At 66.7% G+C, this 13072-nt stretch carries 7 protein-coding genes and 1 tRNA gene; 6 read left to right on the forward strand and 2 right to left on the reverse strand.

The annotated features are described in order from the left end of the window. Both PSRA_RS01140 and PSRA_RS01145 read left to right on the forward strand, forming a co-directional pair. The coding region (locus PSRA_RS01140; protein WP_143516287.1) for a putative Ig domain-containing protein at positions 1 to 3108 on the forward strand (3108 nt) is incomplete at its 5' end. 375 nt (positions 3109 to 3483) lie between these two features. Further along, positions 3484 to 6915, forward strand: a complete 3432-nt coding sequence (locus PSRA_RS01145) for a putative Ig domain-containing protein (protein WP_094660039.1) — start codon at positions 3484 to 3486, stop codon at positions 6913 to 6915. 210 nt (positions 6916 to 7125) lie between these two features. On the opposite strand, the gene PSRA_RS01150 is transcribed toward PSRA_RS01145, so the two are convergent. Beyond that, a tRNA-Gly gene (locus PSRA_RS01150) sits at positions 7126 to 7196 on the reverse strand. 278 nt (positions 7197 to 7474) lie between these two features. Between PSRA_RS01150 and PSRA_RS01155 the strand changes: the two genes are divergently transcribed. From PSRA_RS01155 to mscL, 4 genes are all read left to right on the forward strand, one after another. Continuing rightward, on the forward strand, positions 7475 to 8311 hold the full coding sequence (locus PSRA_RS01155; protein WP_245834820.1) for a teichoic acid transporter: 837 nt from the start codon (positions 7475 to 7477) through the stop codon (positions 8309 to 8311). Positions 8312 to 8913: 602 nt separating this feature from the next. Next, positions 8914 to 9477, forward strand: a complete 564-nt coding sequence (gene ahpC, locus PSRA_RS01160; protein ID WP_094660040.1) for an alkyl hydroperoxide reductase subunit C — start codon at positions 8914 to 8916, stop codon at positions 9475 to 9477. A gap of 8 nt (positions 9478 to 9485) precedes the next feature. After that, positions 9486 to 11336 carry an FAD-dependent oxidoreductase gene (locus PSRA_RS01165; protein WP_094660041.1) on the forward strand — a complete coding sequence of 617 codons (1851 nt, stop codon included), beginning with the start codon at positions 9486 to 9488 and terminating at the stop codon, positions 11334 to 11336. 401 nt (positions 11337 to 11737) lie between these two features. After that, positions 11738 to 12187, forward strand: a complete 450-nt coding sequence (mscL, locus tag PSRA_RS01170) for a large conductance mechanosensitive channel protein MscL (protein WP_094660042.1) — start codon at positions 11738 to 11740, stop codon at positions 12185 to 12187. A 430-nt stretch (positions 12188 to 12617) separates the two neighbouring features. Here mscL and PSRA_RS09295 read toward each other — a convergent pair whose 3' ends face one another. Then, complete coding sequence (locus PSRA_RS09295; protein WP_158216280.1) at positions 12618 to 12779, reverse strand: hypothetical protein; 162 nt, start codon at positions 12777 to 12779, stop codon at positions 12618 to 12620. Positions 12780 to 13072 lie beyond the last annotated feature (293 nt).

Raw genomic sequence — 13072 nt, forward strand, 5'->3', positions numbered from 1 at the left:
AAGGGCGGCGAGCTCAAGTTCACGGTGACGGCGACGAACGAGCTGGGCTCCACTGACCAGCAGTACGCGATCAAGGTGTCCGAGCCGGCTGCGGTCTCGACGCAGTCGCTGGCGCCGGTCGTGGCGGGCCAGGCGTACGAGCAGAAGATCGAGACGACGGGCTATCCGGCCGCGACGGTCACTGTCACGGGTCTGCCCGAGGGCCTGTCCTTCCAGGACGGCGAGATCTCCGGCACGGTGGCGGCCGATAAGGTCGGCTCGTACCAGGTGACGGTGGAGGCCGACAACCAGGTGGGCGGCAAGCCGGCGTCGAAGACGTTCACGCTGTATGTGGCGACCCAGCCGACGATCAATACGGCGTCCCTGCAGGATGCCGTGGCCGGTTCGAAGTATTCGATCGACCTGGATGTGGAGGGCGCGCCTGATCTCGACGTGACGGTGGATGGCCTTCCGGACGGCGTGACGTATTACGCCCCGACGAAGACGATCTCCGGCTTCCCGACCCGGACGGGCGAGTACAAGGTGACCGTGACGGCCACGACGGCCGGCGGCCAGCTGAAGGCGTCGAAGGAGTACACGCTCAGGGTGACGACGGCCGCGTCGATCGTGACCGAGTCCCTGAAGGACGGCCTTGCGGGCCAGGCGTACGACCAGGCGATCGAGACGGCGGGCTTCCCGGCCGCGACGGTCACGGTCGACGGCCTGCCTGAGGGCCTGTCCTACAAGGACGGCAGGATCACGGGCGTTCCGAAGGCGGCCGGCACCAGCCAGGTGACGGTGACCGCGTCGAACGGCGTGGGCGAGAAGGCCGTGAAGACCTTCAAGCTGACGGTGAACGAGACGCCGGTCATCTCGACGGAGTCCCTGGCCGCGGCGCAGACGGGCGTGGAGTACTCTGCGGACGTGACGGTGACGGGCACCCCGGCTCCGAAGGTCGATGTGTCCGGCCTGCCCGCCGGCCTTGGGTACAAGGACGGCAGGATCGCGGGCACCCCGACGGAGTCGGGCGAGTTCACGGTGGTCGTGAGCGCGACGAACGGCACGGCCGACCCTGTGACCCGTGAGCTGAAGCTGACGGTGAACGCCCCGGCGTCGATCGCGACCGACGCGCTGGCCGACGGCATCGCGGGCCAGGAGTACGCGCAGCCGATCGAGACGGCCGGCTTCCCGGCCGCGACGGTCACGGTCGAGGGCCTGCCCGACGGCCTGTCCTACAAGGACGGCAAGATCGCGGGCACCCCGAAGACGGCCGGCACGTACAAGGTGACGGTCAAGGCTTCCAACGGCATCGGCGACGCGGCGTCGAAGACGCTGACGCTGACGGTGGACGAGACGCCGGCCATCCCGACGGAGTCCCTGGCCGCGGCGCAGACGGGCGTCGAGTACTCGGCGAACGTGACGGTGACGGGCACCCCGGCCGCGGACGTGACGGTCTCCGGCCTGCCCGCCGGCCTTGAGTACAAGGACGGCAAGATCGCGGGCACCCCGGCCGAGTCCGGCGCGTTCATGGTGACGGTGAAGGCCTCCAACAAGGCCGGTTCCGTGTCCAAGGACCTGAAGCTGACGGTGAACGCCCCGGCGTCCATCGAGACCGGGTCCCTGGCCGACGCGACGGTGGGCCAGGCGTACACGCAGTCCATCCTGACCAGCGGCTTCCCGGCCGCGACGGTCGAGGTGTCCGGCCTGCCCGAGGGCCTCGCGTTCGACGCTGTGTCGAATGCGATCACGGGCACCCCGAAGGCCGCCGGCACCGCGACGGTGACGGTGACCGCGTCCAACGGCATCGGCGAGAAGGTCGTGAAGGACTTCGAGCTGAAGGTGAACGGCGTCCCGGCCTCGGTCGAGACGAGCGAGCTGCCGGCCACGACGGTTGGTTCCGAGTACGCGGCCGACATCACGGTGGCGGGCACCCCGGCGCCGACGGTGACCGTGTCCGGCCTGCCCGCCGGCCTTGAGTACAAGGACGGCAAGATCCAGGGCGCCCCGACCGAGTCCGGCGAGTTCACGGTGAGCGTGAAGGCCGAGAACGGCATCGGCGCTCCCGCGACCAAGGACCTCAAGCTGACGGTGAACGACCCGGCGTCGATCGCGACCGACGCGCTGGCCGACGGCATCGTGGGCCAGGAGTACAGCCAGAAGATCGAGACGGCCGGCTTCCCGGCCGCCGAGACGGTCACGGTCGAGGGCCTGCCCGAGGGCCTGTCCTACGCTGACGGCCAGATCACCGGCACCCCGAAGGCCGCCGGCACGTACACGGTGACGGTCAAGGCATCGAACGGCATCGGCGACGCGGCGTCGAAGACGCTGACGCTCACGGTGAACCAGGCCGCGGCCGTGACGACGACCGAGCTGCCCGCCGCGACCCAGTACACCGCGTACTCGGCCGACATCACGGCGACCGGCTCCCCGGCCCCGTCGGTCACGGTGGAGGGCGACCTGCCCGCCGGCCTGACCTACGCGGACGGCAAGATCCAGGGCACCCCGACCCAGACCGGTGAGTTCAAGCTCACGGTCAAGGCCGGCAACGGCGTGGCCGCGGACGCGACGGCCGAGCTGACGCTCACCGTCGCCGCGATCCCGGCGCAGACCGTGTACCGCGTGTACAACCCGGTGACCGGCGAGCACCTGTTCACCACCGACCACAACGAGTACGACCAGCTCGCCAAGGTCGGCTGGCAGCAGGAGGGCTCGAGCTGGCGCTACCTCGAGAAGTCGGACAAGCCGATCTGGCGCCTGTACAACCCGAACGGCGGCGTGCACCATTACACGACCGACCAGAACGAGTACGACAAGCTCGCCAAGGTCGGCTGGCTCCAGGAGGGCGTGGCCGGCTATGCGGCCGACGAGTCCTTCGGCGTGGCCGTGCATCGTCTGTACAACCCGAACGACACGACGGGCGCGCACCACTTCACCCTCGACGAGAACGAGGTCAACTCCCTCGTGTCCGACGGCTGGGTTGACGAGGGCACCGCGTTCTACGCCCTGCCCGCCGAGTCCGCGACGGATACCACCGACACGGACGCCACCGACACCGATACCGAGAACACCGATACGGACACCACCGATACCGATGCGACCGATACCGATGACACCAAGGTGACCGAGTAAAACTCGGGAACCGCTTCCTGGATCCTCCTCTCCGCCTGAGTAGGGCCCGGGCCGCGATTCACGGTTCCGGACCCCTCTCGGGTTAACGAAAGCCCCATCGCCTCACGGCGGTGGGGCTTTTGTCTGTTGTTTCAGCCAAGTTGTCTGCTTCACGCTGTGGTCTGACCCTATCGTCAGTGGCGCGACTCTCCATAGGAAGAGCAATCCTTGTATGATGTGAAGAGGTGGCGGACGCTGGTCCGTCGCCGCATCGCGTATCAGCCACACCCGTGGCATACGGCGCGGTGGGGTCGCATCCGTGCACCGCTGCATCGCGACAACGCTGTTCGCGACACCGGAGCCTGGCCGACGACCCGACACAACCAGGGAGGAAACATGGAAACAACAAGGAAGCGTGTGGTTAGCCGCACGGTCGGTGCCTTCGTCGCCGCCGTCGTGTCGTGCTCCGCAGGCGTCATGGCGCTGCCGGCATACGCCGATGGCACCGATACCGCGACCCCCGTGCAGGTCGCGACCGTGGCGGATCTCAACTCCGCCATCTCCGGCCTCACCCAGGCCGGGACAGTTCAGCTCACCGAGGATCTCACGTGCGCGGATGACGGCACCTTCTGCATCACGGTGGCCAAGGGCAAGACAGTGACGATCGACCTCAACGGCCATTCGATCACCAAGGCAAGCGCCACTCCGACCGATCCGAACGGGTATGTGATCGACAACGGCGGCGCGCTGACCATCACGAATTCCGCGGACGCGGAATCGACGATCTCGCAGGAGAACGGCGCGTCGTCCGCCATCCGCAACCTCGGCACGCTGACGCTTGATTCCGACAACGTGACGTATGCGTCGAACGACATCACCATCAAGAACGACGAGAACGGCGCGGATAAGCTGATCGGCACCGACGGCACGGAGAAGGGCACACTCGTCGTCAACGGCGGCACCTTCACGCGCGTCAACGAGAAGGGCGCCGCAACCACACAGGACATCCAGAACTGGTCCGGCGCCACCGTTAACGGCGGCACCTTCAACGACCAGGTCATCACATGGGCGTCCGATTACAGCACCGTGAGCAAGGCCGGTACGCTGACCGTCACCAACGGTATCTTCAAAGGCATCGTGAGCTTCTACTGCTACAAGGCGTGCACCACCGACGAGAGCACGCCGAAGGCCACGATCTCCGGCGGCACCTTCCAGGAGCTCACCGACAGCGCCGCGAATAATGAGTACGCCTTCTCCACCGTCGCCGGAGGAAAGCACGCCGATGTCTCCATCTCCGACGGCACCTTCGCCGTCGCCCCGAACGCCGCCTTCATCGTTAGCGGCAAGACCTACACCAAGAACGACGACGGCACGTATTCGGTCGTCGCGGACGTCGCCCCCGAGATCACCACGACCGCCCTCGCCGCGGCCACGGTGGGTGCATCGTATACCGCCACGCTCGAGGCGACCGGCACGCCGACGCCGACCCTCTCCGTCGCGGGCCTGCCTGACGGCCTTGCGTTCGACGCGTCCGCCAATACGATTTCCGGCACGCCGACCGCCGGCGGCACCTCCACCGTGACCGTCACCGCCACGAATGCCGCGGGCACCGTGTCCAAGGACCTGACGCTGACCGTGAACCAGGCTGCGGCGATTTCGACGACGGCGCTTGATTCCGCGGTCGTCGGCACCGAGTACACGGCGCAGATCGCCGCCACCGGCACGCCGGCTCCGACCGTGACCGTGACCGGCCTGCCTGCGGGCCTGGCCTTCGATAACAAGACCAATACGATTTCCGGTACGCCGACAACCGCCGGCACCTCCACCGTCACCGTCGAAGCCACGAACGGCATCGGCGAGACGGCGACCGCCACGCTCACGCTGACCGTGAACGAAACCGCCGCCATCTCGACCACCGCACTGGACGCGGCCACCATCAACACGCCATACACGGCCACCATCACGGCCACCGGCGCCCCGGCTCCGACCGTGACCGTGACCGGCCTGCCTGCGGGCCTGGCCTTCGATAACAAGACCAACACGATTTCCGGCACGCCGACCGAATCCGGTTCGTTCGATGTGGCCGTGAAGGCGACGAACGGCATCGGTGAGGACACGACCGCCACGCTGAAGCTCGTGGTCAACGAGGCCCCGACCGTCTCCGTGGCGAAGGACGCCACGACGCTGGTCAATACGACGTTCTCGACCGCCGTCACGACCACCGGCTTCCCGGCCCCGACCGTGACCGTGGACGGTCTGCCCGACGGCCTGGCGTATGACGCCGAGTCCGGCACCATCACCGGCACCCCGACCAAGTCCGGCGTGTTCGATGTGACCGTGAAGGCCTCGAACGGCATCGGCGAGGACGCGACCGCCACGCTCAAGCTCACCGTGAACGAAGCCCCGGCCCTGACCGTGGCCGCCACCGATTCCGCCACGATCAACACGGCCTACAGCACCGCCGTCACGGCTACCGGCTTCCCGGCCCCGACCGTGACCGTGGACGGTCTGCCCGACGGCCTCGCGTATGACGCCGAGTCCGGCGCCATCACCGGCACGCCGACCAAGTCCGGCGTGTTCGACGTCACCGTGAAGGCGACGAACGGCATCGGCGAGGACGCGACCGCCACGCTCAAGCTCACCGTCGGCGTTCCCGCCACGATTTCCACAACCGGGCTCGCCGACGCAACCGTCGGCACCGAGTACACGGCGACGATCGAAACCGCCGGCTTCCCGGCCCCGACCGTGACCGTGGACGGCCTGCCCGACGGCCTGGCCTTCGACGCGGCCACTGGTGCGATTTCCGGCACCCCGGCGAAGTCCGGTGTGTTCGACGTGACCGTGAAGGCCACGAACGGCTTCGGCGAGGACGCCACCGCCGCGCTCAAGCTCACCGTGTTCGGTGCTCCGTATGTGACGACCACGGCCCTGGCCGACGCCACCAAGGGCACCGAGTACACCGCGCAGATCGCCGTGATGGGCGCCCCGGCCCCGACCGTGGCCGTCTACGGCCTGCCCGCGGGCCTCGCGTATGACGCCGAGACCGGCGCCGTGTCCGGCACGCCGCTTGCGGTCGGCACCTATAACGTCGTCGTGCTCGTCTCCAACAAGTACGGCAACGCCGCGGCCACGCTGCCGCTGACCGTCACCGGCGGCACCGCCCCTGTCATCGCCACCGACTCGCTGCCGGACGCCACGTCGAACGTGGCGTACTCCGCGCCGATCAAGGTCACCGGCGATCCGGACGCCACCCTCGCCGTCTACGGCCTGCCCGCTGGCCTGGCCTATGACGCCGAGTCCGGCGCCATCGCCGGCACCACGGTTGCCGCCGGCACGTATGACGTGGTCATCGTGGCGACGAACGGCGTGGAGCCGAACGCCGTCAGGAACCTGAAGCTCACCGTCTCCGTCGGCACCGTGTCCGTGTACCGCGTGTACAACCCGAATACGGGCGAGCACGTGTACACCACGAACGCGGCCGAGAAGGACGCGCTCGTCGCGCTCGGCTGGGCCGACGAGGGTGCTGTGTGGAGCGCCGACACCTACTCCGCCACCGCCGTGTACCGCGTGTACAACCCGAATACGGGCGAGCACTTCTACACCGAGGATTCCGCCGAGAAGGACGCCCTCGTGACGCTCGGCTGGGCCGACGAGGGCGTGGCCTGGTATGCCTCCGCCGAGAAGACCGAGTCGCCGATCTACCGCGTGTACAACCCGAATACGGGCGAGCACGTGTTCACCGCCGACAGCAACGAGAAGGATTCCCTCGTGAAGGTCGGCTGGAACGACGAAGGCATCGCCTTCTACGGCGTCGACACTACCAAGTGACGACGCCACGAGGTGACGATTGCCATGAGGTGACGATTGCCTTGGCATAACGATCGCCGCGCGGTGCCATTCCGTGCGGCAATCATTCCGCGGCCCCGATGCACAGGCATCGGGGCCGTTTCACTGTTTTGAGGAGAGAATATCAGGGAGAAATTGGGAGAAAAAGCGTCGTGAAAAGGAATCGACGCAAGAAACGTGAGATTAAAAGAGAGCGGGCGACGGGAATCGAACCCGCGTAATCAGTTTGGAAGACTGAGGCTCTACCATTGAGCTACGCCCGCGTGCGCCGCGAAGCCGCGGCAACGAAGCACCATTATACATACATCCCGGCCATTGTCCACGCGCCGGAGGGGTCGCGATGCCCTGGTGCCGCGTCGGCGGCTTTGAACTCCGGAATGCCAGGGGCCGCCGTGGCTGGGCCCCGCGCCGACAGCGCCGAGAGGCGAACGCTGGTAGGCTTCATGGTGAGACGGCGCCGTTTGCGCCGCATGCAGAACGCACGATGCCACACCGATGCCGTATGCCGACGCCGCGGCGCCGGCCAGGGGAAAGACGAGAAATGGCCGAGACAACAACAACGCCCGTCACCGCCGGTTCCACGGATTGTTCCGCCGGTAGCGCGGAAGGTTCCGCCAGTCGCACGGAAGGTTCCGCCGCACGCGCACAGGCGACCGCAACGACCGCATCCTCCGAGGTCTCCGCATCTTCCGAGGCATCGGGGACCTCCGAACCGGCCCCGCTTCACGCCGCCGCGCGCTCGGCCGGCGAATCCGCCACCCTCCGCGCGGAAAACGTCATGAGCGACGCCGAGCTCGAATCGCGCATGTCCTACGCCGACATCAAGCGCCGGCACACGCGGCCGAAATCGTGGCTTCTGTTCCTCGTGTGCCTGCTTGCCGCCATCATGGTGCCCTATGGCATCGGCCGCTGGCTCGCCTTCCACCGCACGGCGCAGATCACGCAGGTGCTCGCGGGCATCGAGCCGCGCGGCATCGCGCTGGTCTCCTGGGGCGTCACGGTGTTCTGCTTCGTGTTCCTGCTCATGGCGTTCATGGAGAATATGGCGCTTCGCTGGACGGCGCTGTTCCTCGTCATGCTGGCGGGGGAGCAGTTCATAGGCGGCATGTGCCTGCTGCGCGCGCGTTTCTGGTACTCGACGTATGTGGTGTACGGCACGGAGGCGGGCGTGGCGAACGGCGCGAACGTCGGCGTACTCGCGGCGGGCGTGGGGCTCGCCGTTTTCGCGCTGCTGTATGTGCTGGTGCTCGTTCTGGTAGACAAAAGATCTCCGCTTAACGTGCTGACGAAGGACTGGGCCGCGCTGCTCACCTTCCTTGTCATCGAGACAATCGCCTATGTGGCGGCGGTCGCCTGGATCCTGCCGATGTTCGCCTAGGCTCGCTCGGTGCTGTGTGCTCTGGCGCTGTGCTGTTGCGGCACGTCCCGTGTTCGGGGCGTGCCGTTTTTCATATGATTTTCCTGCCGTGCCAGGGGTGGGAAAAGGGTTATAGGACGCATTGTGTGTCTGGTCCCGTCCGGGACCGTCTCTTGTTTTCGGGCGTGTCGAGGCGGTCCCCGCGGGTGTCATGCCGCGCGGTGCGGCCCGTCCCGTTCGATGGCGTTGGGCGGGTGTGGTGGTACCCGCTTTAGGCGGTTTGGGGTCGGTTTTGCCCTGGTTTGGCGTCTGAATGGGCTTAGGCGGGTGCGGCGACACCCACTTTAGGCGATTTAGGCTGGGTTCTCGGTGGTTTTCCCGCCGCTTCTGCCGCCATTTTCCCGTCTCTTCACCCGTCCCTTCGCCGCGGCACGCACGGCCGGGACCTCGACCTTATCCCGCGCCTGTGGGGCGTGTCAACGTGAGGATTGCCACATGCGAAATGGCCTGTTTCCCGGGTTTCCTAGCCTACGATGGTGCGTAGCGATCCCGGGAAGAGGGGAGCGCTCGGGGCATCGGCGCAGGCGCCCGCCCCGCAACCAGACAAGATGACGAGGTGCACCATGACACTGCTTCAGCACGAACTCACCGACTTCACCGTTCAGGCGTTCCAGAACAACGATTTCCACGAGGTGACGAAGGCCGACGTGCTCGGCCACTGGTCCCTGTTCTTCTTCTACCCGGCGGATTTCACCTTCGTGTGCCCGACCGAGCTCGAGGATCTCGCCGACCACTACGCCGAGTTCCAGAAGGTCGGCTGCGAGATCTACTCCGTGTCCCACGACACGCATTTCGTGCACAAGGCCTGGCATGACGCGAACGAGAAGATCGCGAAGATCCAGTTCCCGATGCTCGCCGATCCGACGGCGCTTCTCGCCCGCGACCTCGACACCTACAACGAGGAGCTGGGCCAGGCCGAGCGCGGCGACTTCATCATCAACCCCGAGGGCAAGGTGGTGGCCTACGAAGTCATCTCCTCCAACGTGGGCCGCAACGCCGAGGAGCTTCTGCGCCGCGTGCAGGCCTCGCAGTTTGTCTACGAGCACGGCGACCAGGTGTGCCCGGCCAAGTGGGAGCCCGGCGAGGCCACCATCGCCCCGTCCCTCGACCTCGTCGGCCAGCTGTGACGGTTGCCATGAGCGAAACGGACAAGGGCGAAAGCCAGAACCTCTACGACGTCGTGGTCATCGGCGGCGGACCCGCCGGCCTGACCGCCGGCCTGTATCTGGCCCGTGCGCGTTACCGCGTGCTCGTGCTGGAGAAAGCCGATTTCGGTGGGCAGATCACCATCACCTCCGACGTCGTCAACTACCCGGGCGTCGAGATCACCGACGGCCGCAAGCTCACCGCCACCATGCGCAGGCAGGCGCAGAACTTCGGCGCGGAGTTCAAGGTGGCCGAGGCCACCGGCATCGACGTGGACGGCGATGTGAAAACCGTGCATACGAACCGCGGCGACATCCGTTGCTTCGGCATCCTGCTGGCGACCGGCGCCTCGCCGCGCACCATCGGGTTCGAGGGTGAGGCGGAGTACGCCGGCCGCGGCGTGGCGTACTGCGCCACCTGCGACGGCGAGTTCTTCACCGGCCGCGAGGTGCTTGTGGTCGGAGGCGGCTTCGCGGCGGCGGAGGAATCGGTTTTCCTCACGAAATACGCCAGCAAGGTCACGATTCTCGTGCGTGGGGACGATTTCACGTGCGACGCGGCCGTGGCGGCGGAGGCGAAGAACCATCCCAAGATCGAGGTCAGGTACCATACGCAGCTCGTGGGTGTGGCGGCCGGTTCGGGCGGACTGACCCAGGCCACGCTGCGCGATACGGCGACGGGGCAGACCTCCGAATGGACGCCGGCCGACGGCGGCACCTTCGGCGTGTTCGTCTTCGCCGGCTATGTGCCGCAGACCGACCTGGTCAAAGGCGTGGTGGAGCTTGACGACCACGGCTACGTGGTGACGCACGGATATCTCGAGACGTCGGTGCCCGGCGTGTATGCGGCGGGCGATCTGCGCGTCAAGAACCTGCGCCAGGTGGTGACGGCCACGGCCGACGGCGCGATCGCCGCCGTGGAGCTCGAACGCTACGCCAAGCAGATCAGCGAGAAAACGGGCCTTGTACCGCCGCGTCCCACCACCTCGGCGTATGAGCAGAAGGAGAAGCGCGACGCGCAGGCCGCGAGCGCGGCGGGCACGTCGCCCGCGCCGGCTCCGGCGCGTGATGGCGCGGGTGCTGCGGGTGCTTCGAGTGCCGGGCGCGCCGGCGGGCGTTTCTTCGACGATTCGATCCGCCAGCAGCTCGCCGTCGTCTTCTCGCGCATGGCCCGTCCGCTCGTGCTGCGCCTCGAGCTCGATGACAGGCCGCTGTCGCAGGAGCTCAAGGCCTTCGTCGACGAGATGGTCGGCCTGAGCGGCGGCAAGCTCAGCGCCATCGTGGATACCGACGGCACGCAGCCGGGCGCCGCACCATCCGACGCCGCGCTGCCCGGCGAACGCCCCGCCGTGCGCCTGTGCACCGTTGCGGACGACGGCACGCCGCAGCCCACGGGTGTGGCCTTCCACGGAGTGCCGAGCGGGCATGAGTTCAACTCCTTCGTGCTCGCCCTGTACAACGTGGCCGGGCCCGGCCAGGCGCTGGACGCGGACACAACCGACCGCATCGCCGCCATCGACGAGCCCGTCGACATCATGCTGCTTGTGTCTTTGACCTGCACCATGTGCCCCGAAACCGTGCTCGCCTCGCAGCGCATCGCCGCGGCCAACCCGCGCGTGCGCGCCGAGGCCTATGACATCGCGCATTTCCCCGAACTCAAGGAGAAGTACAACGTCATGAGCGTGCCGTGCATTGTGGTGACGAAACACGATGGTGCGGGCGCGGGTGCTGATGCTGGCGCCGGCGCGGATACGGACGGCGCGGATACGAACGGCGCGGCGCAGACCGTGGAGTTCGGAAAGAAATCCGTTCCCCAGATGCTTGACCTCCTCGGCGTCTGAGATCGGCGCCTGATTCGTCGCCTGATTCGGGCGGCGCACGATTTGTGACACGCGGCGCTCGCGATGCGCAGCGCTCGCGAAGCGCGGAACCAAGCCGGATGCATTCTGTGCATCCGGCTTTTTCATGTGGCGTTTGGCCTCCCGAAGCATGGTGCCATCGTTTTCGCCATCGTGGCATCGTGGCTGTCTCCGCGACTTCCGCTACCTCCGTTGTCTCCACCACCTCCGCTACCTTTACCGCGCCGCGCGAGGATAGGCGCACGGGAGCCGCTCAGTGTACGCTGGGCCGTGAGGGCGGAGTCCCCGGGCGCGTCGCGCCCCGCCATCCTCCGCGCGATGCCGTGGCGCGATGCCCGGCACCGTCAATGCGTCGATTCAAGGTTTGTAAGTTGAGGAGTCTTATGCTCAAGGGTTTCAGGGAATTCATCTCGCGCGGCAACGTCGTGGACATGGCGGTCGGTGTCGTCATGGGTTCCGCGGTCACCGCCATCGTCAACTCCATCGTGGCGAATCTCATCAATCCGCTTATCGCCATGATCTTCGGCCACCCGGATATGTCGAGCATGCTGTGCATCACGTTCAACGGCGCGACCATCAGCTTCGGCGCGATCCTCAACGCCGTCATCAACTTCCTGCTCATCGCCGTGGCCGTGTACTTCTGCATCGTGGTGCCGATGAACCAGTTCCGCAAGGCCGGTTCCGACGCGCTCAAGAAGGTGCTTAAGCGCGACGGCGCCGCGGATGCCAAGGACGAGGACGCCGAGGAGGCCGAGAAGACCCCGGAGGAGCTTCAGCTCGAGATGCTCGCCGAGATTCGCGACCTGCTTAAGGAGAACTCCGCCGCGAAGTGACGCCCCGGGTGTGCGTGATGCACGCGGCATTGCGGTGCGCGTGACATGCGCGTGTCCGGTGTGCGCGTGCACGCGGCGTGCGCTGTGCGCGACGTAATCCGTTCCGCGCGGCGCCCGATCCGTCGGCCTCCCGGCCCGTCATAAGGCCCCGTCATCATCAGATGACGGGGCCGTTTCTTTTCCGATCCCCGTGCGTTCTGTGTCCTGTGCGCCGAAATCCGGCCGGGGCACAGGGGGAAGGGGCTTCATGGTGAGGATGTTTCGCCATGAGCCACGATTTTCCCGCTGTGGTGCGTCGGGCGGCGCGTTTTAGGTCCTGATGGTGAGGATTTTTCGCCAGGAAGCCAGGCGCCTTGGAAAAGCACGCGGATTGTGCAAGCACCGTGCCGCTTTGTCGAAGTTCCTGACGATTTCCTGGGAAAAAGGTAACTTAGCCGCATTCCCCGTCGAAGTCGCCGGGGATGGCATCGTCGGGAAGCGATCCGTAACGAGCGCCTTCCGTTGCGGTGCCGATGCGAAGACCATACGACGGCCGATGCGCCGACATATGTCGACATGCGCCGACGCGCGTCACCGTGAAGGGAGCCATCATGACTGGTATCAAGCGCAATCGCAATGGGGTATCCGAAAGCTTCCGTCGCCACGGGGCGCGGCGGCGAGCGGTGTGGTGGTGGAGGGGCGTTGAGTGTGAGCGTTCCCTCACACTGAGGGCGGTCGAGCCCGGTCTGGGCGGCGGTTTTCGGGGTCGGAGGCGTTCGGTGTGAGCGTTTGTGCGCACTGAGGGCGGTCGAGCCCGGTCTGGGCGGCGGTTTTCGGGGTCGGAGGCGTTCAGTGTGAGTGTTTGTGTGCGGTGAACGAGGTTGGAGTGGAAGCGGGGCGGTTCAT

It is taken from the genome of Pseudoscardovia radai (assembly GCF_002259605.1).
Taxonomy (GTDB): Bacteria; Actinomycetota; Actinomycetes; order Actinomycetales; family Bifidobacteriaceae; genus Pseudoscardovia; species Pseudoscardovia radai.

What these genes read in the sequence shown, in the direction of transcription:
- PSRA_RS01145 (WP_094660039.1), top strand. Translation starts at nt 3,484, where the DNA reads ATGGAAACAACAAGGAAGCGTGTGGTTAGCCGCACGGTCGGTGCCTTC.
- PSRA_RS01155 (WP_245834820.1), top strand. Translation starts at nt 7,475, where the DNA reads ATGGCCGAGACAACAACAACGCCCGTCACCGCCGGTTCCACGGATTGT.
- ahpC (WP_094660040.1), top strand. Translation starts at nt 8,914, where the DNA reads ATGACACTGCTTCAGCACGAACTCACCGACTTCACCGTTCAGGCGTTC.
- PSRA_RS01165 (WP_094660041.1), top strand. Translation starts at nt 9,486, where the DNA reads ATGAGCGAAACGGACAAGGGCGAAAGCCAGAACCTCTACGACGTCGTG.
- mscL (WP_094660042.1), top strand. Translation starts at nt 11,738, where the DNA reads ATGCTCAAGGGTTTCAGGGAATTCATCTCGCGCGGCAACGTCGTGGAC.
- PSRA_RS09295 (WP_158216280.1), bottom strand. Translation starts at nt 12,779, where the DNA reads ATGATGGCTCCCTTCACGGTGACGCGCGTCGGCGCATGTCGACATATG.